24 protein-coding genes and 1 pseudogene are annotated in these 25,967 nt (G+C 70.7%); 14 read left to right on the top strand and 11 right to left on the bottom strand.

The genetic code is table 11. The features are described from left to right. Nucleotides 1–118: 118 nt before the first annotated feature. The 3 genes from ADK57_RS24895 to ADK57_RS24885 all read right to left on the bottom strand — a co-directional run bounded on the left by ADK57_RS24895 (nt 119) and on the right by ADK57_RS24885 (nt 2,373). Nucleotides 119–799: a hypothetical protein gene (locus ADK57_RS24895; protein WP_078973312.1), complete on the bottom strand. Its 681-nt coding sequence runs from the start codon at nt 797–799 to the stop codon at nt 119–121. Between the two features lie 122 nt (nt 800–921). After that, on the bottom strand, nt 922–1,632 hold the full coding sequence (locus tag ADK57_RS24890) for a YcnI family protein (protein WP_053751802.1): 711 nt from the start codon (nt 1,630–1,632) through the stop codon (nt 922–924). Nucleotides 1,633–1,746: 114 nt separating this feature from the next. Beyond that, nucleotides 1,747–2,373: a hypothetical protein gene (locus ADK57_RS24885; protein ID WP_053751771.1), complete on the bottom strand. Its 627-nt coding sequence runs from the start codon at nt 2,371–2,373 to the stop codon at nt 1,747–1,749. Between the two features lie 339 nt (nt 2,374–2,712). On the opposite strand from ADK57_RS24885, the gene ADK57_RS24880 reads away from it, so the two are divergent. The 3 genes from ADK57_RS24880 (at nt 2,713) to ADK57_RS24870 (ending at nt 4,548) form a co-directional block, all read left to right on the top strand. Next, a complete protein-coding gene (locus ADK57_RS24880) occupies nt 2,713–3,111 on the top strand; it encodes a DUF6153 family protein (RefSeq protein ID WP_420711891.1) in 399 nt (132 codons plus the stop codon). Between the two features lie 85 nt (nt 3,112–3,196). Beyond that, complete coding sequence (locus ADK57_RS24875; RefSeq protein WP_053751770.1) at nt 3,197–3,805, top strand: DUF305 domain-containing protein; 609 nt, start codon at nt 3,197–3,199, stop codon at nt 3,803–3,805. Between the two features lie 263 nt (nt 3,806–4,068). Continuing rightward, nucleotides 4,069–4,548 carry a DUF4396 domain-containing protein gene (locus ADK57_RS24870; protein ID WP_053751769.1) on the top strand — a complete coding sequence of 160 codons (480 nt, stop codon included), beginning with the start codon at nt 4,069–4,071 and terminating at the stop codon, nt 4,546–4,548. Between the two features lie 54 nt (nt 4,549–4,602). Here the strand turns inward: ADK57_RS24870 and ADK57_RS24865 are convergent, their stop codons facing one another. After that, nucleotides 4,603–5,913, bottom strand: a complete 1,311-nt coding sequence (locus ADK57_RS24865; RefSeq protein WP_053751768.1) for a phytase — start codon at nt 5,911–5,913, stop codon at nt 4,603–4,605. A 369-nt stretch (nt 5,914–6,282) separates the two neighbouring features. Here ADK57_RS24865 and ADK57_RS24860 point away from each other — a divergent pair, with 369 nt between their 5' ends. The 8 genes from ADK57_RS24860 to ADK57_RS52545 all read left to right on the top strand — a co-directional run bounded on the left by ADK57_RS24860 (nt 6,283) and on the right by ADK57_RS52545 (nt 14,308). After that, on the top strand, nt 6,283–6,729 hold the full coding sequence (locus ADK57_RS24860; RefSeq protein WP_053751767.1) for a Fur family transcriptional regulator: 447 nt from the start codon (nt 6,283–6,285) through the stop codon (nt 6,727–6,729). Between the two features lie 34 nt (nt 6,730–6,763). Next, nucleotides 6,764–8,986, top strand: a complete 2,223-nt coding sequence (gene katG / locus ADK57_RS24855; protein ID WP_053751766.1) for a catalase/peroxidase HPI — start codon at nt 6,764–6,766, stop codon at nt 8,984–8,986. A gap of 407 nt (nt 8,987–9,393) precedes the next feature. After that, nucleotides 9,394–10,353 (top strand): ATP-binding protein, encoded by a 960-nt coding sequence (locus tag ADK57_RS24850; RefSeq protein ID WP_053751765.1) that lies wholly within the window; start codon nt 9,394–9,396, stop codon nt 10,351–10,353. A gap of 86 nt (nt 10,354–10,439) precedes the next feature. After that, complete coding sequence (locus ADK57_RS24845; protein ID WP_053751764.1) at nt 10,440–10,832, top strand: SCO5389 family protein; 393 nt, start codon at nt 10,440–10,442, stop codon at nt 10,830–10,832. 218 nt (nt 10,833–11,050) lie between these two features. Then, nucleotides 11,051–11,989, top strand: a complete 939-nt coding sequence (locus ADK57_RS24840; protein ID WP_053751763.1) for a metal ABC transporter solute-binding protein, Zn/Mn family — start codon at nt 11,051–11,053, stop codon at nt 11,987–11,989. Between the two features lie 20 nt (nt 11,990–12,009). Continuing rightward, a complete protein-coding gene (locus tag ADK57_RS24835; RefSeq protein WP_234390405.1) occupies nt 12,010–12,855 on the top strand; it encodes a metal ABC transporter ATP-binding protein in 846 nt (281 codons plus the stop codon). After that, a complete protein-coding gene (locus ADK57_RS24830; RefSeq protein ID WP_053751761.1) occupies nt 12,852–13,733 on the top strand; it encodes a metal ABC transporter permease in 882 nt (293 codons plus the stop codon). Before ADK57_RS24835 ends, ADK57_RS24830 begins: the two co-directional genes overlap by 4 nt. Nucleotides 13,734–13,909: 176 nt before the next feature. Then, a complete protein-coding gene (locus ADK57_RS52545; RefSeq protein ID WP_078973310.1) occupies nt 13,910–14,308 on the top strand; it encodes a DUF1097 domain-containing protein in 399 nt (132 codons plus the stop codon). A 132-nt stretch (nt 14,309–14,440) separates the two neighbouring features. Here the strand turns inward: ADK57_RS52545 and ADK57_RS24820 are convergent, their stop codons facing one another. From ADK57_RS24820 to ADK57_RS24805, 4 genes and pseudogenes are all read right to left on the bottom strand, one after another. Then, nucleotides 14,441–14,644, bottom strand: a complete 204-nt coding sequence (locus ADK57_RS24820) for a cold-shock protein (RefSeq protein WP_053751759.1) — start codon at nt 14,642–14,644, stop codon at nt 14,441–14,443. A gap of 242 nt (nt 14,645–14,886) precedes the next feature. Then, nucleotides 14,887–15,225, bottom strand: coding sequence for a MerR family transcriptional regulator (locus ADK57_RS24815; RefSeq protein ID WP_053751758.1), 339 nt, complete (start codon nt 15,223–15,225; stop codon nt 14,887–14,889). 843 nt (nt 15,226–16,068) lie between these two features. Then, nucleotides 16,069–16,627 (bottom strand): annotated as a pseudogene (locus ADK57_RS47810) (DEAD/DEAH box helicase); the annotation flags it as partial. Nucleotides 16,628–16,688: 61 nt separating this feature from the next. Continuing rightward, nucleotides 16,689–17,597, bottom strand: a complete 909-nt coding sequence (locus ADK57_RS24805; protein WP_053751756.1) for a helix-turn-helix transcriptional regulator — start codon at nt 17,595–17,597, stop codon at nt 16,689–16,691. Between the two features lie 318 nt (nt 17,598–17,915). On the opposite strand from ADK57_RS24805, the gene ADK57_RS24800 reads away from it, so the two are divergent. Both ADK57_RS24800 and ADK57_RS24795 read left to right on the top strand, forming a co-directional pair. Continuing rightward, complete coding sequence (locus tag ADK57_RS24800) at nt 17,916–18,950, top strand: zinc-binding dehydrogenase (protein WP_199830679.1); 1,035 nt, start codon at nt 17,916–17,918, stop codon at nt 18,948–18,950. 30 nt (nt 18,951–18,980) lie between these two features. Continuing rightward, nucleotides 18,981–19,832 (top strand): aldo/keto reductase, encoded by an 852-nt coding sequence (locus tag ADK57_RS24795; protein ID WP_053751754.1) that lies wholly within the window; start codon nt 18,981–18,983, stop codon nt 19,830–19,832. 238 nt (nt 19,833–20,070) lie between these two features. Here the strand turns inward: ADK57_RS24795 and ADK57_RS24790 are convergent, their stop codons facing one another. Together ADK57_RS24790 and ctaD are read right to left on the bottom strand one after the other, a co-directional pair. Continuing rightward, nucleotides 20,071–20,625 carry a hypothetical protein gene (locus tag ADK57_RS24790; RefSeq protein WP_053751753.1) on the bottom strand — a complete coding sequence of 185 codons (555 nt, stop codon included), beginning with the start codon at nt 20,623–20,625 and terminating at the stop codon, nt 20,071–20,073. Between the two features lies 1 nt (nt 20,626). After that, a complete protein-coding gene (ctaD, locus tag ADK57_RS24785) occupies nt 20,627–22,174 on the bottom strand; it encodes a cytochrome c oxidase subunit I (protein WP_234390408.1) in 1,548 nt (515 codons plus the stop codon). A 486-nt stretch (nt 22,175–22,660) separates the two neighbouring features. Here ctaD and ADK57_RS24780 point away from each other — a divergent pair, with 486 nt between their 5' ends. Then, entirely contained in the window at nt 22,661–24,280 is a 1,620-nt protein-coding gene (locus tag ADK57_RS24780; RefSeq protein WP_053751800.1) for a GAF domain-containing protein, read from the top strand. Nucleotides 24,281–24,292: 12 nt separating this feature from the next. On the opposite strand, the gene ADK57_RS24775 is transcribed toward ADK57_RS24780, so the two are convergent. Continuing rightward, nucleotides 24,293–25,018: a response regulator gene (locus tag ADK57_RS24775; protein ID WP_053751799.1), complete on the bottom strand. Its 726-nt coding sequence runs from the start codon at nt 25,016–25,018 to the stop codon at nt 24,293–24,295. Between the last annotated feature and the right edge of the window lie 949 nt (nt 25,019–25,967).

Here is a 25,967-nt window from a genome sequence, read left to right as displayed (position 1 = left end):
TGGTGTCCTTCTCGGGTCATCCGTGATGGCGAGGGGGAATGCGACCGTGCGACACCTGCGTGGGCGTACGACCGCTGCCCGAGGCGCCGTACGGCGCCTCGGGTTACCAGAGCTGTCTTCAGACGACAGCCGTCCCCAGGGGCGGACCCCGAGAAGTGATCGCGTGGACGAGAAGGAGCAGGCGCGGCGCCCGGTCCGGATGGAGGCGGCGTCCCCGCAGACGCGGGCGGTCAGGGGCGGCGGGCAGCGCCAGCAGCAGCCGCAGTGGAGCCGCCAGCCATCCGGCGACGGCGCGCAGGATGCGGAAGGCGGCCCGTTCGCCGTGCGCCAGCCACAGGCCGCACAGCAGCGCGGCCAGGAGGTGGGCGGCGAGCATGCCGAACTCGGACGTACCGCCGCCGGCGGAGTGCCCCATGTGACTCATATCCATGGAGCCCATGCCGTCCATGTGCATCGAACCCGTGTGGGCGGAGCCCACGTCCCCGGAGCCCATGTGCGGGAAGCCCGTGTCCGACGCCGTCGAACCGCCCGCCGGCGCCCCGCTCGCCGACTGCGCGAGCGAGAACGCCGAGTGCAGGAGGGTCTGGACGGCGACCACGACGACCACGATCAGCGGCAGCCCGCGCTCCCGACCGGCCAGGCGCCAGCCGACCGAGACGGTCGCGGCGAATCCGACGGCCAACACCCAGGCGGATACGTGGCTGCCGGACATCATGACGTGGCCCAGGGCGGCGAGCAGCACACAGACGGCCGCGAACACCGCGGCTCGTACTGTGCGAGAACCCCACCCGGCTGTCATGGCGCCTCATCCTCGCATCCACACGCAGATCGTCACGGTGGGGTACGGAAATCCCCCCGGCCTCGGACTCATCCCCACCCGTGTGATCCACGACACGTCAACGTCGGTGCGGGCGCCGCGTGTTACTCGGCACGGGTCCCGGTCCCACGGCTTCGTACGACGGCGAACGCCCCTGCCGCCAGCCCCAGCAGGCCCACGACCAGACCGGCGATGCCGAGCCCGCGCGCGGTGGAGTCGCTCGCCGAAGCCGTCGACTCCGAGCTCTCGGGTGCCGCCTCCGACGTGCCGTCGCCCGCCGTGAGCTTGAGTACCGGCGCCGGGTTCTCCGGTTCCTCAGCGCCCTGCTCGGCCTCCTCTATCCAGCGGACGACCTTTCCGTCGGAGTGCGTCTGGAGCGTCTTGAACGTCAACTGTGCGGTGTCGTCGGGCAACTGGCCGAAGGCGACGTCGAAGTCCTCGTAGTGGCCGGGTCCGATCCTGCCGCCGGTCCAGGTGATCTCGGAGACGGCGTCGGTGATGGTGCCGTCGTCCGTCTTGACCGGGGTCTTCAGCTTCGTGTCGGTCACCTTGGCGCTCCACCCGTCGTGCGGGGAGACGAGTACTCCGAGGACCGGATGGTCGGTGGGCAGGAAGAGCCGCACCTCGGTGGTGCTCACGGAGTCGGACTCGTCGGGTACGCGGAAGCTCAGGACGCCGTCGGTGGCTCCCTTGGCGTAGCTCTCGGGGTGGACGGTGACGTGCGCGGAGGCGACGCCCGCGGCGGCCAGCACTCCGGCGGCGGCGAGGGCGGCGACGACGCCGGTGCGGCGCAGGGCGATGGGTGCCCAGGACATGGGTCGGTACGACATGAGCCGGTAGGACATGGGTCGGTAGGACATGGGTCGGTAGGACATGGGTCGGTAGGACATGGGTGGGTGGATCTCCGTACTGAGGAAGGGTGTCGGGGGTCAGATCGCGTACGGAGTCCCCGCGGGCGGCCCGCGCCGCTGCACCTCGTGCCGCAGCAGGACACGGCGCAACGCTCGCGCTCCCTCGCCTGCTCGCCGTACGCCCCCGGGAGGGCCCGGTACGGTCCACCCGCCCCTCAGCACCTGCCACCAGGCGGCGAGCCCCGGCACGAGCGCGACGGCCCGGCGCAACAGCGTCCACAGCGCGGCCTCACCGCACCGCAGCCACCAGGTCATCAGGAGGGCGGCCGAGACATGGGCGAGGGTGGCATGTGGAGTCAGGGCGTGTGGTGTCAGGGCATGGGCCGTCAGGCCATGGGCCGTCAGGCCATGTGGTGTGGCCATATGCATGCCGCGCATGGCCGTGACCGCAGGCGGCAGCGCGGCACCGAACGCGACATGCAGCCCGCCCTGCGCCGCGAGCGTCCCGCCGCCGATGGCCACCAGCGACCGCTCCCGCCCGCCCAGCAGGAATCCGCCCGCGAACACCGGCAGGAATCCGGCGACTTGTTCCCACACCGGCGGCGCCATCCCGGTCGCGAGCGCGTGTCCCCCGACGCCCAGCAGCACGCACAGTGCCGCGAACACCGCCGCGCGCAGCCCTCGTACCGCAGGGGAGGCCCTCATGCCGCCCGATCCTGCCACGCGCCCCCGGGGCACCCCGTTCGCGCCCGGGAATTCCGGCACCGATTTTGCACAGGCACGGCCGTACGGCTCCCGACCGGCGAAACCGGACCGCAACGAGGAAGGCGTGAGCTGCGCCCGTGAATTGATACGGCGTTACCTCGGCATGGCAACGGCGAAGGCGCCCACACAACGTCAGGAAACGATGCACGGCATGTGAAGAATCCCGGTGGCTCGGGCCGCTTGTCGCGCCGTTCTGCCATCAGCGCGTACGAGGCGACTCCTGGCCGGTGCGGCGGGGCGCGTACGGCATCGCGTGGTGCGTTCCGTAGCATGAGCGCCGTGACAGCCCGCGCACAGCGATACGGCGCGCCACCGGCCCTCGGGCGGTGGCGGGCGTTGCTCGTGCTCGGGTTGCTGGCCGGGCTGTTGGGCATGCACGCGCTGGCCCCCGGCGGTGCCGTCCACGAACACGACGGGCCGCAGCGCATGACGGCGACCGCGGTCGCCGCCCACGACGACTGCCCCGGAGACAGCGGCTGCGGCGGGGGTCACCTTCAGCACGCCGACCCGACCTGCTCGGCGGCCGCGGTGAGCGGCGCGCCGACGCTTCCGGCGCTCGTCCCAGACCCGGTGGCCGTACCGGAGCGCGCGTACGCCGTGTGCCCGTACGCGGCCGGGGCTCCGGACGGCGCACGCGCCCCGCCCGACCTGGCGGAACTCCAACTCCTGCGGATCTAGACACCGCGCTGCACCGCGCCCGAGGCCGGGCGATCCGGTGCGCTCCGGCACGTCCAGATCCCTTTCACCCAGCAGGAGTTCCAGCATGCGCAACACCCGCACCCTGACGCGCCGCGCCGCCGTGGTGGCCGCGTCCGTCACCGCCGCCCTCGTCCTCGCGGCCTGCGGCAACACCGAAGAGAGCGCCGGCGGCCACGGAGGCGGTCACGGCTCCGCGTCGCCGTCGGCCACCGCCGGGCACAACGCCCAGGACGTGTCCTTCGCCCAGGGCATGATCCCGCACCACCGCCAGGCACTGGAGATGGCCGGACTCGCCGCCGACCGGGCCTCATCCGCCAAGGTCAAGGACCTCGCCTCGCGCATCGAGAAGGCTCAGGACCCGGAGATCAGGACCATGACCGGCTGGCTGACCTCCTGGGGAGAGGACGCCGCCCCCTCCGGTCACTCGGGCCACTCCGGCATGGCCGGAATGATGGACGGCGAGGACATGGACGAGCTGGAGAAGGCGTCCGGCACGGACTTCGACACCATGTTCCTGACCATGATGATCGAACACCACGAGGGCGCCGTCGAGATGGCCACGACCGAGAAGAGCAAGGGCGGGTACGGACCCGCCACGGCCATGGCCGACGACATCGTCACCGCGCAGACCGCCGAGATCGCCGAGATGAACAAGCTCCTCGGCAAGAACTGACGCATCCAGGGCACCGAGACACCCGGGCGCGTGCCGCGCGTACGAACGCCCGGGTGTCTCGGGTCGGCCCAGGGTCCGCACGGTGCAGCGGGCTCGCCCGGGCCGGGACAGCCGCCAAGTCCGGAGGACAGGCCGAGGCCCCCGCGGAGATCGTCGCCCCCGGTATCGACTCACACGGAGAGGAATACCCCTGGGGGGTATATGGTTGACGGCGTACGGAACCACGGGAAAGAGCCACAGCGGACTGGAACGGGGATGAGGTCATGGACCACGGCGCCGACCACACGATGTCTCACGACGGACCCGCGGGAACCTCCTGGGCGACCGCGGCGAAGGCCACGCTGCACTGCCTGACCGGGTGCGCCATCGGCGAGATCCTCGGCATGGCCATCGGAACCGCCCTGCTCTGGGGCAACGTGCCGACCATGGTCCTCGCGATCGCCCTCGCGTTCCTGTTCGGCTACTCGTTCACCCTGTTCGCGGTGCGCCGGGCCGGCCTGGACCTCGGGTCCGCGATCAAGGTGGCGCTGGCCGCCGACACCGTTTCGATCGCCGTGATGGAGCTGGTGGACAACGCCGTCATCGCCCTCACCCCGGGCGCGATGGAGGCCGAACTGTCGGACGGGCTGTTCTGGTGGGCGCTCCTGGGCGGGTTCGTGATCGCCTTCGTGATCACCGTCCCCGTGAACAAGTGGATGATCGGACGCGGCAAGGGGCACGCGGTCGTCCACGCCCATCACTGACGAGCGTGCCGGCGACGGCCGCCGGGCATCGGCCCGGCGGCCGTCCAGGGACGTTCACATCCCGGCGGCGTCGACCACCGCACCGAGGTCGACGAACTTGAAGCCGGTCGCCGTGCGCGTGCCGCCCTCCCCGTCCGGCACCGCGGGGGTCTCCTGGCCGTCCTGGACGACGAGCAGGCCGCGCGGGTAACGGTCGCCGAGCGGGGCGTTCAGGACGGCGGCGCCGTCGCACTCCTCCACGCTGTCGAGCGTGTCCGTAGCGGCGCCGATCCGGAAACCGCCCTCGTACTCGTTGCCCTCGCTCACCTCGCGGTCGTACAGGGCGAAGGTGTCGTCACCCTGGCTGGAGGCGAGCAGATATCCGTCGCCGTCCCGCTCCTGGAAGAGCGTCAGGCCCTCGACGTCGGCCGACAGGCGCTTGCCGCCGTAGCCGGGGTCGGCCCCCGGGGCACACTCCTCGGTCTCCTCGTCGTAGGTCCCGGGGACGCCGTACTCCTTCACCTTGTCCACCAGCACCGGCTTGCCGGTGAGGTCGGCGCGCAGCCGCCAGATGCCGACGTCCTCCTGACCTGCGTAGAGCGTGCCGGTGGCCGGGTCGACGACCATGCCCTCGACCTGCGGGAGTTCGCCGGGCTCCAGACAGGGGCTCCACGTGGTGCCGTCGGGCAGGCGGAAGGAGGAGGGGAGGTCGAGGGTGCGGACCTTGCGGTAGCCGACCGTGCCGTTCGCGGCCGGTACGAGTTCGAGCAGGGCCAGGCGGGTGCGTTCACGTCGGCTCACCAGCGCGTAGGTGCGGCCGGTGGACCTGTCCTTCCAGGCGGCCAGGCCGTACGCCGTGCGCTGGTCGTTGATCTCGGTCTGGCCGGCGGAGAAGACCGGTGCGGCGGCCGGGTCGGTGACGTCGGTCAGCGGACCGCCCGGCTGCGAGGGGTCGATGCGGTAGATCCGCAGCCGGTCGCTGCCACGGTCGCTCACCACCGCCACGTCGGCCCGGCCGGTCGCGGTACGCAGGCCGGACACGAGATCGACGTTGTTGAAGCGGCCCGGGGCGTCGTCCTCGCCGGGCGCCTGCGGTGCGGGCAGCGACTGCACCGGGCGGGCGTCCAGGTCGTAGACCCGCAGGCCGCCTTCCTTGGCGGTGGCCACGACGAGGCTGCGCCCCGGGTCGGCGGGGTTGCGCCAGATCGCCGGGTCGTCGGCGTCGGAGTTGCCGCCGGCCTCGTCGTCGTAGAGAGCGGCGGTCTCGGCGGCGGCGGTCACCACCGGGAGACCGGCCGCCTCTGCCGGGAACGCTGCGAGGAGGGTCGTCAGCACGGTGCCCGAGGCGAGAAGTGCGGCTCCTCGCGCGGTGCGGGGCGTTCTCACAGGCGCTTCCTTACCGTCGTGGGTGTCAAGGACATGCCGATGCTGCGGGAGAGAGCTTGCCTCCAGGAGGCGGCGATGTGTCGAGCCTCCATGGGGGGTACGGCAGTACGTCAGCCGGAGTTCGCCCGGATGTCAACCAGCCGCTGGTATCGAGGAGTTGGCGGATACCGTCGGCGACGCGGCCGACGGCCCGGCTGACGCGGGGCGGCGCGGCCGGACCCGCGCCGCACGTCCGGCCTCACAGCCTTGAAGGGGCGGCGCCCCCACCCCCGGGTTACGTCCCGGTGCCGGAACGCCACCCGGCAGGACATCAGACTTGTACTGTTCCTTTTCTTGAACCGTTCGTGTTTATGAGGGTAGGTTGGCGTCATGACTTCACCGCAGCCCCCGACCACTGCCGAGGAACTCCGCGGTGCCGGCCTGCGGGTGACGGCCGCCCGTGCCGCACTGCTCGAGACCGTCCGGGACGGTGATCACCTCGGCGTCGAGGCGATCGCCTCCGGGGTGCGCGACCGCGTGGGCCACATATCTCTTCAAGCCGTGTACGAGGCCCTCCACGCGCTCACCGCCGCGGGACTCGTACGCCGCATCGAGCCACCGGGCAGCCCCGCCCGGTTCGAGGGACGTGTCGGCGACAACCACCACCACCTCGTGTGCCGGTCGTGCGGCGTCGTCGCCGACGTCGACTGCGCGGTCGGCCACGCCCCCTGCCTGACCGCGGCCGAAGACCACGGCTTCTCTGTCGACGAGGCCGAGGTCATCTACTGGGGCCTGTGCCCCACCTGCTCCACAGCTTCCACCGCTCTCAGTTCCTGAGCATGTGATCCACCCCGTTCGGAAGGATTCCCCCATGACCGAGAACCATGACGCGATCGTCACGGACCCGAAGCCGGAGGAGGCCGGAGGCTGCCCGGTCGCGCACACGCGCGCCCCGCACCCCACCCAGGGCGGTGGAAACCGCCAGTGGTGGCCGGAGCGGCTCAACCTGAAGATCCTTGCCAAGAACCCCGCCGTGGCCAACCCCCTCGGTGAGGAGTTCGACTACGCCGAGGCGTTCAAGGCCCTCGACCTCGCGGCGGTGAAACAGGACATCGCCGAGGTACTGACCACTTCGCAGGACTGGTGGCCCGCCGACTTCGGTCACTACGGCCCGCTCATGATCCGCATGGCCTGGCACAGCGCCGGCACCTACCGGATCAGTGACGGCCGCGGCGGCGGCGGTGCCGGTCAGCAGCGCTTCGCCCCCCTGAACAGCTGGCCGGACAACGCCAACCTCGACAAGGCCCGCCGTCTGCTGTGGCCGGTCAAGAAGAAGTACGGCCAGAGCCTGTCCTGGGCCGACCTCATGATCCTCACCGGCAACGTCGCCCTGGAGACGATGGGCTTCGAGACCTTCGGCTTCGGCGGCGGCCGCGCGGACGTCTGGGAGCCCGACGAGGACGTGTACTGGGGTCCCGAGACCACCTGGCTCGACGACCAGCGCTACACCGGCGACCGCGAGCTGGAGAACCCCCTCGGCGCCGTCCAGATGGGCCTCATCTACGTCAACCCCGAGGGCCCGAACGGCAACCCGGACCCGCTGGCCGCGGCCCGCGACATCCGTGAGACGTTCCGCCGGATGGCGATGAACGACGAGGAGACGGTCGCCCTGATCGCGGGCGGTCACACCTTCGGCAAGACCCACGGCGCGGGCCCGGCGGACCACGTCGGCGACGACCCCGAGGCCGCCACGCTCGAGCAGCAGGGCCTCGGCTGGAAGAGCACCTACGGCACCGGCAAGGGCGGCGACTCGATCACCAGTGGCCTCGAGGTCACCTGGACCAGCACGCCCACCCAGTGGAGCAACGGCTTCTTCAAGAACCTGTTCGAGTACGAGTGGGAGCTGACCCAGAGCCCCGCCGGTGCGAACCAGTGGGTTGCGAAGGACGGCGCCGGCGCGGGCACCGTCCCCGATGCCCACGACTCGACCAAGAGCCACGCACCGACGATGCTGACGACCGACCTCGCGCTCCGGTTCGACCCGGCCTACGAGCCGATCTCGCGCCGCTTCTACGAGAACCCCGACCAGTTCGCGGACGCCTTCGCCCGCGCCTGGTACAAGCTGACCCACCGCGACCTGGGCCCGAAGTCGCTGTACCTCGGCCCGGAGGTCCCGTCCGAGACGCTGCTGTGGCAGGACCCGCTGCCGCAGGCCGAGGGCGAGGTCATCGACGCCGGTGACATCGCGGCCCTCAAGGCCAAGCTCCTCGACTCGGGCCTGTCCGTCTCGCAGCTGGTGTCCACCACGTGGGCAGCGGCCTCGTCCTTCCGCGGCAGCGACAAGCGCGGCGGCGCCAACGGTGCCCGCATCCGCCTGGAGCCGCAGCGCGGCTGGGAGGCGAACGACCCCGACCAGCTCGCGACGGTGCTGCGCACGCTCGAGGGCATCCAGCAGGAGTTCAACTCCGGCGCCAAGAAGGTCTCCCTGGCCGACCTGATCGTGCTCGGCGGTGCCGCCGCCGTGGAGAAGGCCGCCAAGGACGCCGGCTTCGACGTGGCGGTTCCCTTCACGCCGGGCCGCGTCGACGCCACCGAGGAGCACACGGACGTCGAGTCGTTCGCCGCGCTCGAGCCGACCGCCGACGGGTTCCGCAACTACCTCGGCAAGGGCAACCGCCTGCCGGCCGAGTACCTGCTGCTCGACAAGGCGAACCTGCTCACCCTGAGCGCCCCCGAGCTGACCGTCCTCGTCGGCGGCCTGCGCGTCCTGGGCGCCAACCACGGTCAGTCGTCGCACGGCGTGTTCACCGACACCCCCGGCATCCTGACGAACGACTTCTTCGTCAACCTGCTCGACCTGGGCACGACGTGGAGCTCGACCTCGGAGGACCAGACCGCCTTCGAGGGTCGCGACGCCGCCACCGGCGAGGTCAAGTGGACCGGCACCCGTGCCGACCTCGTCTTCGGCTCGAACTCCGAGCTGCGCGCCCTCGCCGAGGTCTACGCGAGCGACGACGCGAAGGAGAAGTTCGTGAACGACTTCGTCGCGGCGTGGGTCAAGGTCTCGAACCTGGACCGCTTCGACCTCGTCTGATCTCACGGATGATGCCCGGGTCGGCCCGCAGAGGGCCGGCCCGGGCATTGCCATGTGCGCTGCCCGCAGCCGCCGTCAGTTGCGGCGGGCGACCTGCCGCGGGGTCAGTCGAGGCGGGCGACTGCCACGGGCGGGCGCCGCGCGGAGTCGGCCGGGCAGCGTGCCGTCGTCGGACCATCCCGGCCCGCGGCGGTCGCCGACCGCTTCGCCGTCGGCCGCGGTGACGGGCGGGCCCGGCCGCACCGCGGCCCCGGCGGGATCACTCAGGCCCGCGCAGCCGCCTTGAGTCGCCGCCCCAACTCTCAGCAAAGGATGAACAGCTGCAGGGGTGGCAATTTGACACCCGCGCCCCCTCCTCCCCAATCTATGATCATGACATCCATTTCCAATAAGTCCGGCGGTTAGCCATGCGCGTTGCCTTCGTCGGCAAGGGCGGCAGCGGCAAGACCACCCTGTCCGCCCTCTTCTCCCGTCACCTGGCACGCTCGGGCGCGCCGGTCGTCGCCATCGACGGCGACATCAACCAGCACCTGGCGTACGCGCTCGGTCTCGACGAGGACGAGCCCTTCGCCGCGCCGCCGCTCAGTGCGCGGACCGGTGAGATCAAGGACCACCTGCGGGGCACGAACCCTCGGATCGCGTCCCGCGACTCCATGGTCAAGACGACTCCGCCCGGTCGCGGCTCCCGGCTGCTGCGACTGCTCGGCGACGACGAGATCCACGCCCACCACGTCCAGGAGGTCGGCGGGGTGGCCCTGATGGTCACCGGCGCCTTCGGCGAGAGCGACCTCGGCGTGGCCTGCTACCACTCCAAGCTCGGCGCGGTCGAGCTGTACCTCAACCACCTCGTGGACGGGCCCGGCGAGTACGTCGTCGTCGACATGACGGCCGGCGCCGACGCCTTCGCGTCGGGCCTGTTCACCCGCTTCGACATGACCTTCCTCGTCGTCGAGCCGACCCGCAAGAGCGTGTCGGTCTACCGCCAGTACCGGGACCACGCCGCCGAGTTCGGCGTCCCGGTCGCCGTGGTCGGCAACAAGGTCACCGGCGAGGACGACCTCGCCTTCCTCCGCGAGCACGTCGGCGAGGACCTGGTCGCCCACTGCGAGCAGTCCTCGTTCGTACGCGCCCACGAACAGGGCCGGTACGCAGGGGAGTTGGAGTCGCACAACACGCGCACGCTGGACCGGCTGCGCGCAACCGTGGACGCCCGCCCCAAGGACTGGACCGCGTTCCAGCGGCACGCCGTCGAGTTCCATCTGCGCAACGCCACCGCCTGGGCCAACAAGGCCACCGGTCAGGACCTCGCCGCCCAGGTCGACCCCGACTTCCGGCACGGCCCGGCGGCACTGGCCGCCTTCGCCTGAGTCCGCAGCGCCGGCCGTCCCCCCACCCCACCCCCCACCACCACACACAGCACCGCAAGAACAACGAACAGACAGGAAACACCCTCATGTCACTCGACGTCTCCCCGAAGCTGCTCACCGAAGCCGAGAACGGCGAGGTCAGGGAGGAGGACTTCGTGGAAACGGTCCGCACGTCCCTGCCGTACGCCTACGACCTCGTCGCCCGCCTGGTCGGCGAGCTGCGCAACGGCGACGCCGCCTTCGCCGACAACCAGACTCCGCCGCCCTCCGAGAAGGAACGGGGCCAGCTGCTGCGGGCACTGTCCAGCGACGCGATCCGAGGCAGCCTGGAGCGGCACTTCGGCATCGCCCTCGCCTTCCAGAACTGCCACCGTGTCGCCGCGTTCCGCCCCGAGGACCGCGGCGGTGAGACGTACACGCGCTTCACCTCCCTGCGGGCCCAGATCCTGAACCAGTCCCCCGAGTTCCGCGACTGCTGACCTCCCAGGGACGCGACACGCCCCCTTGCGTCAGCCCCACCGTCACAGGCAGCACGGTGGGGCTGACGGGACGCGTCAAGTCTTGGCAATGGTTTTCATATAGATCGGAATCGGCCATGTTCTTGACATTCATTTCCATCTAGCGTGGCGCCTGCCCGGTTCGCTCCGGGCTCCCAGCTCCCCCGAACATCCCTGTTCCGACCTGTCGTGGAGGACCCATGTCCCCGTCCCCGTCCCGGCGTCTGGCCGCCCTGCTCACCGGCGCCGCGCTGGCCCTCCTGGCAGGCTGCGACAGCTCGTCGGACTCCGGCAGCGATGGGAGCAGCGCACAGGAACCGGCCGCCTCGTCCAAGGTCACCGTGGTCGCCTCGACCAATGTCTACGGCGACATGGCCCGGCAGATAGGCGGCGCCGAGGTCGACGTCACCTCGATCATCAGCGACCCCGACCAGGACCCGCACTCCTACGAGGCCGACACCCAGAACCAGCTGGCCCTGTCCAAGGCGAAGGTCGTCATCGAGAACGGCGGCGGCTACGACGATTTCGTCGACCGGATGCTCAAGAGCAGCAACTCCTCCGCCGACGTGATCAACGCGGTCAAGGTCTCCGGCAGGACCGCCCCGAAGGGCGGCGAGCTCAACGAACACGTCTGGTACGACTTCCCCGGCGTGAGCAGGATCGCCGACAGCGTGGCCGCCGCCCTGGGCCGGGCCGACCCCGACGACGCTGCCGCCTTCGCCAAGAACGCCGCGACCTTCAAGGCCGAACTCCAGCCGCTGGAGGCGAAGGAAGCCGAGATCAAGAAGGAGCACGGAGGCGAGGGCGTGGCCATCACCGAGCCCGTGCCGCTGTACATGCTCGACGCGGCCGGCCTGGTGAACAGGACGCCCGAGGAGTTCAGCGAGGCCATCGAGGAGGGCGACGACGTGTCCCCCAAGATCCTTCAGGCCACGCTTGCGGTGTTCAGCGGCAGGGAGGTCAAGGCGCTGGTCTACAACGAGCAGACCGCCGGACCGCAGACCGACAAGGCGAAGGCCGCGGCGAAGGCGGCCGGCATCCCCGTCGTGCCGGTGACCGAGACCCTGCCCAAGGGCAAGGACTACCTCGGCTGGATGACCGCCAACGTCGACGCGCTCGCGAGCGCGCTGGCCAAGTGAGGCGGCCGGGGGCGGCCCCGGTGCCCCGGCCCCGTCAGGGCGGACCCGGTGCCGGCGCGGTGATCAGCCTGCGCGAGGCCGCCGTGTCCTACGGCGAGCGCGTGGTGTGGCAGGGCCTCGACCTGGACGTGCGGCCCGGGGAGTTCGTCGCCGTGCTCGGGCCGAACGGATCGGGCAAGACCAGCTTCGTACGGGCCCTGCTGGGCCGGCAGCCGCTGTCCGCCGGCACGCTGACCGTCCTCGGCCGCGGCCCCCGCGACGCCGCCCGGCACCTCGGCTACGTCCCCCAGCAGGCGGAACTGTCCGCGCAGGCGATGCTGCGCGCCCGCGACCTCGTCCGCTTCGGGATCGACGGGCACCGCTTCGGACCGCGACTGCGCACAGCCGCCGTACGCCGCCGGGTGGACGAAGTCCTGGAGTCGGTCGGGGCGTCCGCGTACGCCGACGTCCCCCTCGGCCTGCTCTCCGGAGGCGAACGGCAGCGCGTCCGTATCGGACAGGCCCTGGCGACCGACCCGCGGATCCTCCTGTGCGACGAGCCGCTGCTCTCCCTCGACCTGAATCACCAGCGGGCCGTCACCGAACTCGTCGACGCCCGCCGCCGCTCGCACGGCACGGCCGTGGTCTTCGTGACCCACGAGATCAACCCGGTGCTCGGCCTGGTGGACCGGGTGCTGTACCTGGCACGCGGCAGTCACCGGGTCGGCACACCGGAGGAGGTTCTCACCTCCGAGTCCCTGTCACGGCTGTACGGGACCCGGGTCGATGTCGTCCGCGTCCAGGGACGCGTCGTGGTCGTCGGAACGCCCGACGACCCGGCCACGCCACCACACCACGCCCATGAGACCGAGGAACTGCGCACATGACGCTCGCCGACGGGGTCTGGCACCAGATCTTCAGCTTCGACAACTACGGCGAACTCCTGGCGCTGGTCCGCAACTCCCTCCTCGCCGGTGCCGCGCTGGGCCTCGTCGGCGGCCTGGCCGGGGTCTTCGTCACGATGCGCGACCTGCCCTTCGCGGTGCACGGCATCAGCGAGCTGTCCTTCGCCGGAGCTTCAGCGGCCCTGCTCCTTGGCGTGAACATCGTGGCGGGCTCGATCGTCGGCTCGCTCCTCGCGGCCGGCGTGATCGGCGTCCTGGGCGCAAGGGCCCGCGACCGCAACTCGGTGATCGGCATCATCATGCCGTTCGGCCTCGGACTCGGCGTGCTCTTCCTCGCCCTGTACAAGGGCCGGGCGGCCAACAAGTTCGGCCTCCTCACCGGCCAGATCGTCGCCGTCGACACCCCTCAGATGAACTGGCTGCTGGGCACGTCCGCCCTGGTCCTTCTCGCCCTGGCCGTCATGTGGCGGCCGCTGACCTTCGCCAGCGCCGACCCGGACGTCGCCGAGGCCCGCGGCGTACCGGTGCGCGCCCTGTCCTTCGCCTTCATGATCGTGCTCGGACTCGCCGTCGCCCTGTCGGTGCAGATCGTCGGCGCACTGCTGGTCCTCAGCCTCCTTGTCACCCCCGCCGCGGCCGCCGCCCGCATCACCGCGTCGCCGGTACTGCTGCCGGTGCTCAGCGTGCTCTTCGCCGTGTCCTCCATCGAGGGCGGCATCCTGCTCGCCCTGGGCAGCAGCATCCCCATCAGCCCCTACGTCACGACCATCTCGTTCACGATCTACGCCGTCTGTCGCCTCGCGGGTACCTACCGCACCCGGCGGTGGGGAGCCGGAAGGACGGCGGCGCAGCCCGCCTGACGCCCCACCGGAACGAGCGTCACCGCCGATCGCGCAGGCGCCGTTCCGGCACGGGCCCCGGGGTGAGCGCGACACCGGGCACTGTCCGGGCTCGCGTCCGTCAGCCCAGGCGCCTCGCTGCCCGCTGCAGCAGCGTCCGCAACAGGGCCGTCTCCTCGGCGCCGAGGGCGGTCACGATGTTTCTGCAGGGCGGTCCGAGCATCGCCGACGCCATCTCCATGATCCCCGCCACCACGGCAGGATCGGGGTTCGCGGTGGCGGCCGTACTGCTCAACCGGGAGACGGGCACGATGTTCGATACCGGGGAGTTCGCCCGCACCCTGGCGCTGGGCGTGGTGATCTTCTTCGTCAACGGCACCCTGCCGACGACCGTTCGGCTGAAGCCGTTCGCTGTCATCCCGGCGAGGTTCTTCGGGTTCGCGTCCGCCTTCGCCACGTACTTCGGTGGCCGGCGACCGGACCGCCCCTCCGACGCGAGGCTTCAGCCCGAGGAACTACAGGTCAGGACCCCTCCGACACGACACCACGAGAGCCAGAACCAAGAGGGCCGCCCAGCCATTGCTGCGCGGCCCTGATCCTGTGCACGACAGGCCCGGTCGACGCCCGGCACGAGAGCGGTTCCCCTTGTCCGGCTGAAAGCACAGCCCGCACGGGCTGCGGCCCTAACCGGACGCGGAGTGCACCATCTCTCGGGCGAGGCTGCGAGGTCAGGCCGGGGTGATGTTCTCGGCCTGCGGGCCCTTTTGGCCCTGGGTGACGTCGAACGTCACGATCTGGCCCTCCTGGAGCTCACGAAAGCCTGAGGAGTTGATTGCGGAATAGTGCGCGAAGACATCCGGGCCGCCCCCGTCCTGGGCGATGAAGCCGAAGCCCTTCTCCGCGTTGAACCACTTCACAGTTCCCGTAGCCATAGTCAAATGCCTTCCAGCCGATGAACGCCTCCCACTCCATGTGGAAGGCAGAGGTGATCGCCCTGGTTCCTGCGGCACAGCACAGCAAAAAGCCCACACCAAGGCGTGGGCAAAGGGGAACTCCGAACCACGACAGCTGACGCAGACGTTACACGCCCGCACCCCACGTCACCACAGGAACGATCACGCCGCACACGGGGACTGTGCGGCGGTGCCCGTCGATACCGGCGGGCGCGCTCATCTCATGCCACGGCCGGGGGGTTGGGTGATCCGGCGGCGCGACGGTGTTCGGCATTGAGGCGCTGGGCTTCTTCGAGCTGGTCTTCGAGGATGACGATGCGGCAGGCGGCCTCGATGGGGGTGCCCTGGTCGACGAGTTCCCGGGCGCGGGCCGCGATGCGCAGCTGGTAACGGGAGTAGCGGCGGTGTCCGCCCTGAGAGCGGAGCGGGGTGATCAGCCGGGCCTCACCGATGGCGCGGAGGAAGTTGGGGGTGGTGCCGAGCATCTCGGCAGCTCGGCCCATGGTGTAGGCGGGGTAATCGTCGTCGTCGAGCCGGCCGAAGGAATCGTCTGCTGTCACTTGCACCTCTCCGTGGAACGCGTTGAGGGGCCCTGGTGCCTATGGCACCAGGGCCCCGAAGGAACTACTACACCATCTGCCGGCCCTGGTACTGCGCCGGCCTTCTGTTTCCGCAGACCCGACCGAGATGCTGTCGGGGGTGCTGGGATCGCGGTTGCTCGACCGGAGACCACCTCACTATCGATGTCCTGCGGTACCCGGGTTCAAGGCTCCGCCCGGGCGATCCTGATGGCGCTCGGCCCCTCCGTTCTTCCCTCGGTGATCAACTGCTTGCCAAACGGGGTACTGCGTACTACTGGGTAACGCGAACTGCACTTACAGGTACTGCCACCGCGTCGACCGCGGCCCTGCTCACGGCGGCCCCTGATCACTGCGGGCCACCCGGTCCGGTCGTCAGCCCCGTCGCCGTCCTGCAACAACCCTGGCTTCGGAACTCCACCACCGCACCGTCCTGCACACTGCAACTTCCTGTACTGCTGCCCGGCAGTTCGTGTCTGCCGGGCCTTGCTGATCTCGACTACGAGAGAAACCATAACCACACTGCCACCCAATGTCTACTCTGGCTGGCACAGATTTCTGCTCGATCGAAGATGAGGTAACCCACCTCAACTGGTCCATGGATGGTCGACTGTGCCCGTCAGTTTTTCCGGCAGGACTGCGGCTCCGCCGGGTTGGCGGGTGGAGGGCGGGGGCACCGAGGCCGGGTAGCAAGGCCAGGCATGACGATCCGGAGACCAGGGTGCCCCTGATGGGCATTCACAAGCGCTGAGCAATCACTGCGACGGGAACCCGCGGAACGGCGTGTGGGCTCGTGCCTGCCCTGTCGGTCAGACGGATTCGGATTCAGGCCGCGTCGAAGACGGACTGGCGTACGGGCGCGCGCGGGGTCGCCGAATTGGGGCGGCGTCGGCCTCGGGAGGAGGCGCTGCGCTTGGAACGTTCGACACCGGTGCGGTGATGACGACCGGGATGCCGGACGGGGCCTGGGCGCCGGTGATCCGGCTCAGGGCGTCGTCGCCCGAGCGGATCTGGGTGGTCTGCGGCCGGATCCCGGCGTCCGACATGAGGCGGACCATGCCGCGGCGCTGACTCGGCGTGACGAGCGTGACGACGCTGCCGGACTCGCAAACTGCGCCAGCGTGCGGGTGCGCTGCGGGTACGACTTGCCGCCGTGCAGCGCGGTGACCTGCGGCATGAACCCCATGTCAGCCATCTGGTCGGCCTCGTCCAGCACCGTGATGCCCACCTGGTTCAGCCGGCAGTCGCCACGGTCGATGAGGTCCTTGAGCCTGCCCGGGGTCGCGACGACGACCTCGGCCCCGCCTCGCGGCGCACCGGCCTGCCTGCCGATCGGCATCCCGCCCACCACCGTGGCCGGCCGAAGCCTGACGGAGCGGGCGTACGCACAGATATCGATTCACTCGGAGCTCAACGGCCAGGCTTGGGCTGCTGCATGAGGCCGGTCAGGACGAGGCGGGCCGCTGTCGCTCGGCCTGCGTTTCCTGGCGCTCAGCGGACTCGCGCGCAGTCATGTCGAGCAGGAGCATGGCGTCATGATCGGGGGTGCCCGGCTCGGCGGTGTAGGCGCCGAGGCGCTGGCCGGGGGTGCCTTCGAGGTGCATGCTCTGGCCGCTCAGGGTGAGGACGCCGACCTGGGGATGGTGGAAGGTCTTCTGGACCTTCTTGCGTCCGATGACCTCGTAACGTTCCCACAGCTTGGCGAAGTCGGGACTCTTGAGCAGGAGCTCCCCGACGAGGCTGGTGAGGTCGGGTGCGTCCGGGTTGGTGCCGGCTTCGGCGCGCAGGCGGGCGACGCAGCCGCGGACCTGGGTGTCCCAGTCGGGGAACAGCTCGCGGGCGGTGGGGTGGAGGAAGAGGTAGCGGGCGAGGTTGCGCTGCTTGGCGGGCCAGTCGGCGATGCCGGCATACAGGGCCAGGCCCGCGGGATTCCATGCGAGCAGGTCCATGCTGCGGCTGACGATGTAGGCGGGGTTCGGGCGCATCGCCTCCAGCAGCAGCTTCAGGTGCGGACGGACGGTCCGGCTGGGCGGGGGAGGCGGTTCGGGGGCGTAGTGGGCGGCCCGGGCGGCCAGCTCGCGCAGGTGGCGGTGTTCGTCGTCGTCGAGGTGCAGGGCACGGGCGAGAGCGTCGATGACACCGGGGCTGGGCCGGGTCTCCTTGCCGCGCTCCAGGCGGGTGTAGTAGTCGATGCTGACCCCGGCGAGCGTGGCCAGTTCCTCGCGGCGCAGGCCGGGAGTGCGGCGTACGCCGGGCCCGGGGGTGAGGCCGGCGCTTTCGGGGCTGGTCTGGGTGCGGCGGGCGCGCAGGAAGCGCGCCAGTTCGTCACCGCTGGTGTGCTGCTCGGGTGCCATGGAGCCAGTGTCGCAACGCTGCCGACAGGACGGTATCCGCGAGGGGGGCCCTGTCATACCCATCGCTGACCACCCCCGGCAGAACCCGGCCTGCCTATGTGGTGCGTCGAGCGGCACGGTGGATGACGTCACCACTTCATCCCCGTCAAGCAGGAGCACCGCCTCGTGTCCCCCTCCTCACCGGGACCGCCGCGCGGATGCTCGAACGCCGACCCGGCTCCACCGGCCCGTCGGGCGGTACCGGGCCGCGCTTCCCACCCGAGAACCCACAGCCGCCGCAACAACCGGCGGACGCTTTTCAGAGCAGGAGCACCTTCCATGCGCGCAGCAGTGATGTACGGCGCCGGCGACGTCCGGATCGAGAACCGTCCCGACCCGAAGATCCAGCAGCGCACCGATGCCGTCGTCCGCGTCGTGCTGTCGTGCGTGTGCGGCAGCGATCTGTGGCCCTACAAGTCCATGCCCGCCACCGACAGCGGCCGGCCGATGGGACACGAGTTCCTCGGCGTGGTGGAGGAGACCGGCGCCGACGTCACCGGCATCAAGGCCGGTGACCTGGTCGTCGCCCCGTTCACCTACTGCGACAACACCTGCGACTACTGCGCCCGCGGCCTGCACATCTCGTGCCGGCACGGAGGCCGGTACGGCCTCGACGGCGTGGACGGCGGCCAGGGCGAGGCGGTGCGCGTTCCCCAGGCCGACGGCACCCTGGTCAAGCTGCCCGTCGGCGCGGACTCCGCGCTGCTGCCCTCGCTGCTGACCCTGTCGGACGTGATGGGCACCGGCCACCACGGAGCCGTCACCGCCCGCGTCAGTCGCGGCGACTGCGTGCTGGTCATCGGGGACGGTGCGGTCGGCCTGTGCGCGGTGATCGCCGCCAAGCGGCTGGGCGCCGAGCAGGTCGTCCTGATGGGCCGCCACACCGACCGCACCGACCTGGGCCGCGAGTTCGGCGCCACCGACGTGGTCGCCGAGCGCGGCGAGGAAGGCGTCACCCGGGTACGCGAGCTGGCCGGTGGCGACGGCGTGGACAAGGTGATCGAGGCCGTCGGCACCCGTCAGACGCTGGAGACCGCACTGGCAGCGGTCGTCGACGGCGGCACCATCAGCCGTCTGGGCGTCCCGCAGTACGAGGAAGGTCCCGTCGGCCCGTCCATGATCATGCGGAACATCACCCTCACCGGCGGTGCCAGCCCGGCCCGCGCCTACATCGAGGAACTGATGCCGGACGTCCTGGACGGCACCATCGAACCTGGCCGCGTCTTCGACCGGATCTTCTCCCTCGACCAGGTCCCCGACGCCTACCAGGCCATGGCCGACCGCCGCGTCCTCAAGGCCCTCATCGCCCTCTGACCCTTCACCGGCAGGACAAGGAAGACCCCCATGCAGACCGTCACCCTCAACAACGGCGTCGAGATGCCGATCCTCGGCTTCGGCGTCTACCAGATCCCGCCGGAGCAGACGGAGCAGGCCGTCACGGACGCCCTGGCCGCCGGCTACCGGCTGCTCGACACGGCCGCCGCCTATGACAACGAGGAGGCCGTCGGCCGCGCCATCAAGAGCAGCGGCATCCCCCGCGAGGAGCTGTTCGTCACCACCAAGCTCTGGGTCCAGGACGCGCCCGCCGAGGAGAACACCAAGCACGCCTTCGAGACCTCGCTGAACAAGCTCGGCCTGGAATACCTCGATCTGTACTTGATGCATCAGCCCTACGGCGACGTTTACGGCCAATGGCGCGCCATGGAGAGCCTGCACCGCGACGGCCGTACCAAGGCGATCGGCGTCGCCAACTTCTACCCCGACCGGCTCGTCGACCTCGTCCTCAACAACGAGATCACGCCCGCGGTCAACCAGATCGAGACCCACCCGTTCTTCCAGCGCGTCGCCGACCAGGAGCTGTTGCGCGAGCACGGGGTCCAGATCCAGTCCTGGGGCGGGTTCGCCGAAGGCAAGAACAACCTCTTCGCCCTCCCGCTCCTGAGCGAGATCGGCAAGCAGCACGGCAAGTCCGTGGCGCAGGTCGTGCTGCGCTGGCTGATCCAGCGCGGCATCGTCACCATCCCGAAGTCGGTCCGCCCCGAGCGCATGGCGGAGAACATCGACGTCTTCGACTTCGAGCTGACCGACGAGCAGATGGCGTCCATCGCCACCCTGGACACCGGCGCCTCCCTGTTCTTCGACCACCGTGACCCCGAGATGGTCGGCCGGCTCAGCAAGTGGCGCCTGACCGACTGACAGTGAGGACTTCTCAAAGTTCCTCGGCTCTTCCGAGTCGGCCAGAGCGTCATATGAGCGTCACGGTCGTCCGACTCCCACGCCGAACCACCGACGACCTGGGCCGGCAGGGGTCGAGCGCCTCCCTGTGGGCGCTCAGCGAGGCCGTTCCTCCGGAGGGGCGGTGCGCACGGACGGGAAGGCGGTTGGCTGCCGACCGGCTCGTGCCTCCGTCCGCTCCAGAGGAGCCGACACTCCCCTATCGCGGGGGCCACGCACGGCCCGTCGTGGTACGACGGGCCGTGCGAGTGTGCATGACCGCGACGGCGAGGGTCACACCGACGACCGCGGCGGGAGCGACGGCGGCCATGAGCCAGTCCGCGCCGTCTTCGGGTCCGGCGGCCACCAGGAGGGTCGCCGTGGCCGCGGCGGCGGCCAGTCCGGAGACGAGGAGGGCGGCAAAGGCGTGCGGGGAGCGGCCGTGTTCGGGCGGGCCGGCGTCCAGCGCCGCCCAGTGACGGGCGATCTCCCGCACCTCCTGGCGGTGCTGCGCGGCGGCACGAATCCGCAGCGTGGCCGCGACGGTCGCGCCCGCCACCGCCATGACGCAGGCCGCCTGCCACTCCACGCCGGCGAAGAGCACCGCGGCGACGACCGCGGCCGTGCCCCAGCCGGTCAGACAGGCCGCCGCCGCGGTACGGCGGGAGACCGGCCGGTCGGCCCCCGCGCGCAGGTCGGCGAGGGCGGGGACGTACCAGACGCAGCCCGCGGCGGTCACCAGCGCGACGCCCAGCGCCAGGGCGGCGTGGGACACCTCAGCTCACCGCCTCGGCCGCGACGATCTCGGGGTGGTGGAGGTCGAAGGCCGGAGACTCGGACCGGATCCGCGGCAGCTCGGTGAAGTTGTGCCTCGGGGGCGGGCAGGAGGTCGCCCACTCCAGCGAACGGCCGTAGCCCCAGGGGTCGTCGACCTCGACGGCCGTGCCGTACTTGGCGGTCTTCCAGACGTTGTAGAAGAACGGCAGGATCGACAGACCCAGCAGGAACGACCCGATCGTGGACAGGGTGTTGAGGGCGGTGAAACCGTCGGCGGCCAGGTAGTCGGCGTACCGGCGGGGCATGCCCTCGGCACCCAGCCAGTGCTGGACGAGGAAGGTCAGGTGGAAGCCCGCCGTGAGCGTCCAGAACGTGAGCTTGCCGAGGCGCTCGTCGAGCATCTTGCCGGTGAACTTGGGCCACCAGAAGTGGAAGCCGGCGAACATCGCGTACACGACCGTGCCGAAGACCGTGTAGTGGAAGTGCGCGACGACGAAGTACGAGTCGGAGATGTGGAAGTCCATCGGCGGCGAGGCCAGGATCACGCCCGTGAGGCCGCCGAAGACGAAGGTGATCAGGAAGCCCGTGGTCCACAGCATCGGCGTCTCGAAGCTGAGCGAGCCCTTCCACATGGTGCCGATCCAGTTGAAGAACTTCACGCCTGTCGGCACCGCGATCAGGAACGTCATGAAGGAGAAGAACGGCAGGAGGACACCGCCGGTGACGTACATGTGGTGCGCCCATACGGTCACCGACAGGCCCGCGATCGCGATGGTCGCGCCGATCAGGCCCATGTAGCCGAACATCGGCTTCCGGGAGAAGACAGGGATCACCTCGGAGACGATCCCGAAGAACGGCAGCGCCAGGATGTACACCTCCGGATGGCCGAAGAACCAGAACAGGTGCTGCCACAGCAGCGCGCCTCCGTTGGCCGGGTCGAAGACATGGCTGCCGAACTTGCGGTCGCATTCCAGGGCGAACAGGGCCGCCGCCAGGACCGGGAACACGATCAGGATCAGCACCGCGGTCAGCAGCACGTTCCACACGAAGATCGGCATCCGGAACATGGTCATGCCGGGTGCGCGCATGCAGATGATCGTGGTGATGAAGTTGACCGCACCCGCGATCGAGCCGAAGCCCGACAGCGCCACGCCCATGATCCACAGGTCGGCGCCGAGGCCCGGCGAGTGGACGGCGTCGGACAACGGGGCATACAGGAACCAGCCGAAGTCGGCGGCGCCGCCCGGGGTGAGGAAGCCGAACGCGGCGATCGACGAGCCGAACAGGAAGAGCCAGTAGGCGAGCATGTTCAGCCGCGGGAAGGCCACGTCCGGGGCGCCGATCTGCAGCGGCATGATCCAGTTGGCGAAGCCGGTGAACAGCGGCATCGCGAACATCAGCAGCATGATCGAGCCGTGCATGGTGAACGCCTGGTTGAACTGCTCGTTCGACAGGACCTGCAGACCGGGCCGGGCGAGTTCCGCGCGCATCAGCAGGGCCATCACACCGCCGACGATGAAGAACACGAACGCGGTGACCAGGTACATCGTCCCGATCTTCTTGTGGTCGGTGGTCGTCAGCCAGTCCGTCCACGACGATTCACCCGCCGTGTGCTCCGCCGGTCCCGAATCCTCGTGCGCCACGGCGACCGCGGCGCGCGGCCGCCCGGTCCCCCTCTGCTGTATCTGTGCCTCGTCCACCGGACGGCTTCCTCCCGATCTGCTCATGTACTCGACGAGCCGGGAAGTGCCGTGGTGCGGGATGTGGACCTGGCCCTTCCCGGCCGCCGTCACATGATCAGCGGTGGGGTACCGGGTCCGGATAGGGCCGAAGGGCCCCTCCCGAGACCCGGGGACAGGGTCCAACGTCCCCTCTTCGTCCTTTCTTGGCGCCGCTGAGCGGCCAGGCACGCATCGCCCCGTACCGCGGTCGTACGCTGCTGAGCACCGACCGGTCCAGGAGCGCCAGGAATGCCCGAACCACCACGCCCGGCAGCGGCGTCGTCACGGCTTCGGCTCGACGTGCCGGACCGGATGCACAGCCTCCTCGACGCCGTCACGAACCTGGGCCGGGGCCTCGAACTCCCCCAGGTGCTGCGCGGAATCGTGGAGGCGGCGGTCACCCTCACCGACGCCGAATACGGCGCTCTCGGCGTGATCGGCGACGGGCAGCGGCTGTCGCAGTTCCTGCCGGTGGGCATCGCCGACGAGCTCGCGGCCCGGATCGGCCGGGCCCCCTGTGGGCACGGCCTCCTGGGCGAGCTGATCCGCAACCCGGTCCCCCTGTGCCTCACGGACCTGACGCGGCACCCGAACAGCTACGGCTTTCCCGAGCACCATCCGCCGATGCGTACGTTCCTGGGGGTGCCCGTCCGCGTACGGGACGAGGTGTTCGGCAACCTGTACCTGACCGAGAAGCGGGGAGGGGCGGGATTCGACGCCGACGACAAGGCCGTCCTGACCACCCTGGCCAACGCGGCCGGAGTCGCCATCGACAACGCCCACATGTACCAGGACAGCCGCCGCCGGGAACGCTGGCTCGAAGCGCTCAGCGAGATCACCCGCAGCCTGTTCGCCGGAACCGAGGCACGTGAGGTGCTGCGGCTGATCGCCCGGCGCGCGAGCGAGGTGGCCGACGCCGAGCTGGCCGCCGTACTGCTCCCGGCCGGCGGCGGTGCCCGGCTCGCTGTGGAGGTGGCGTACGGCCACGACGCCGAGCACGTCGAGGGAGCGGTCCTCCCCACCCAGGGGTCACTGGCCGGCCTTGCCGCCCGCACGGCCGAACCCGCGACCACAGCGGACATCGCCGGCGACCCTCGCGCGTATCCGCTCGGCGGCAAGGGCGACGCGGACGCGTACGGTCCCACCGTGGCCGTTCCGCTGCCGCTGGACACCTCGGCCCGCGGTGCCCTGCGCCTGAGCCGGCACACGGGCCGCCCGGCCTTCGACGACACCGAGGTGGCCCTCGTCTCCCGGTTCGCCGACCAGGCCGCGATCGCCTTCGAACTGGCCCGGCGCCGCGTCGAATCCGAGGAACTGGCCCTCCTGCACGAACGCGACCGCATCGCCCGCGACCTGCACGACCTGGCGATCCAGCGGCTCTTCGCCACCGGCATGACCCTGCAGAGCGCCACCCGCATGATCGAGCACCCCGATGCGGCCGAGCGGGTCTTGCGGGCGGTGCAGGACCTGGACACCACCGTCCAGATCATCCGCTCCACCATCTTCGAGCTGCGCTCGGCCGGGGACGACCGCGGCGGGGCGGGGCTGCGCCGCCGCCTGCCCGAGACCGCCCGGCTGGCCGCCCGGTCGCTCGGCTTCGGCCCGGTCCTCCGGATCGACGGACCGGTGGACTCCGCCGTCCCCGCCGACGTGGCCGAACACGTCCTGGCGGTGACCGCCGAAGCCCTCAGCAATACCGCCCGGCACGCCCGTGCCCGCCGGGCGGAGGTCGTCCTGACCGTGCCGACGGCCGGGGACGTCCTCACCCTCACGGTGACGGACGACGGGGCGGGCATGGGCGACGCCCGGCCCACCGGCGGACTGGCCGACCTGCGCTCCCGCGCCGAGCAGTACGACGGGACCCTGACCGTCGAGTCCCCGGCAGCGGGCGGCACCCGGCTCGTGTGGCGGGTGCCGCTGCCCGCCGACTGACCGGGCGTCGGTCTACCGCCCGGAGCCCTGCTGTTCCCGCAGCCGCTCGGCGAGCATCGCCGCTTGGAGGCGGCGACCCACCCCCAGCTTGGCCAGGATGGACGAAACCCGGTTCTTGATCGTCTTCTCCGCGAGGAACAGCCGCTCGGCGATCTGACGGTTCGTCAGTCCCTCGCCGATCAGCTCCAGGATTTCCTGCTCGCGCGGCGACAGCCGCTCCAGCTCCGGTGAGACGGACGGGGCTTCGGGCTCCGGCCGGGGGTCGCGCAACCGCGCCATCACCCGCGCGGCCGCCCGGGGATCCAGCATGGACTCGCCGCCCGCCACCGTACGGACGGCGGCCACCAGGTCGGAGCCGTCGATCCGCTTGAGCACATAGCCGGCGGCGCCCGCCATGATGGCGTCGAACAGCGCCTCGTCATCGTCGAACGACGTCAGCATCAGACAGGCCAGCCCGGGCATCCGGGCCCGCAGTTCCCGGCACACCTCGACCCCCGCGTGGTCCCCGCTCTCGCCCTCGCCGAGGCGCACATCCAGCACCGCGACATGCGGGCGGACCGCGGGCACCCGGGCGAGCGCCTCCCGGGCACTCGCCGCTTCCCCGGCCACCACGATGTCCGGCTCGGCTCCCAGCAGGTCGGCCACCCCCCGGCGTACCACCTCGTGGTCATCCAGGATGAACACCCGCAGAGGGGAGGCGGGCGAGGGGACGAGGCCGCTGCGCTTACGTGCTTCCACGGAAGCCAGCCTACGAGCCGCGCGGCCCGGGCTGCGCCGCCTACTCGGTGCCGGCGTCTTGCGGGTGGTGACGTTCGTCCGGTTCCAGACCCTGACCGTGAACACCGGCGCGACGAGCTGCGTGGGCTCCCGCTTCTCGAACTGGCGGGCCGCCTCGTCGAACACGACGCCGGGAACCCTCTCGGGCAGGCGGGTGACCGCCTCGGTCGGCGCGAGCTCGGCACCGCTCCCTCGTGGTGCAGAGGCTGCTCCTGCCAGGCGCTGAGCTGGTGGATCCGCTCCGCGCGCTCGCCCTCCTCGCGGGCGTCGGAGGTGTGGTGGTCGATGCGGTACGGAGCATCGGTCGACCACCGGCTGTCCCCGCCCGGTGGTGCAACTCACAGCCTCAATGGCGGGTCGATCGGGGGCCGCGCCCCGCCGCGAGAGCATGCGTCGGAGAGCTGCGGCCCGGGCGATCCCGTCGGCCGCGCGCTGCCCGCGCGCCACGCAGTCGGTGACGCCCACGTCGTCGCACGCCGCGCCGTCAGACCCGTACGCCGGGCAGCTTCGCGAGCTCTTCCAAGCAGTGGGTGCGGCTTGTGCCGGACAGACCTGAACGCGCCTTCCCCATCGGCCACGCGCAGGCCGGACGATGACGCACGGCGGACACGGACGGCAGGGCGGACGGCCACGGCGACAGCGACAGCGACAGCGACAGCGACAGCACCGAAGGCGCAACCGGAAGGTGCGTCAGTTTCGCACCGCCGCCCCACCGCCGTCCGGCCCCCGCCGACCGGGACGTTCGACCTGTCGAGCCCGCCCACCTGGTGGTTTCCTGGCGCGGCGACCGGGTGCATCCGTGCATCCGCCCTCTGCGGACTCCCGATCCCCCCGGACGGGATCGAGGCCGGAGCACTCGATGCGCGCCGACGTCGCGTCCGTACGCGCCAGTAGGGCCGAACGGCCCCTG

The sequence above is a fragment of the Streptomyces sp. MMG1533 genome, from assembly GCF_001279775.1.
GTDB lineage: Bacteria > Actinomycetota > Actinomycetes > Streptomycetales > Streptomycetaceae > Streptomyces.
The sequence above is the reverse complement of the archived record's forward strand: the minus strand, read 5'-3'. Positions and strand labels throughout refer to the sequence as shown.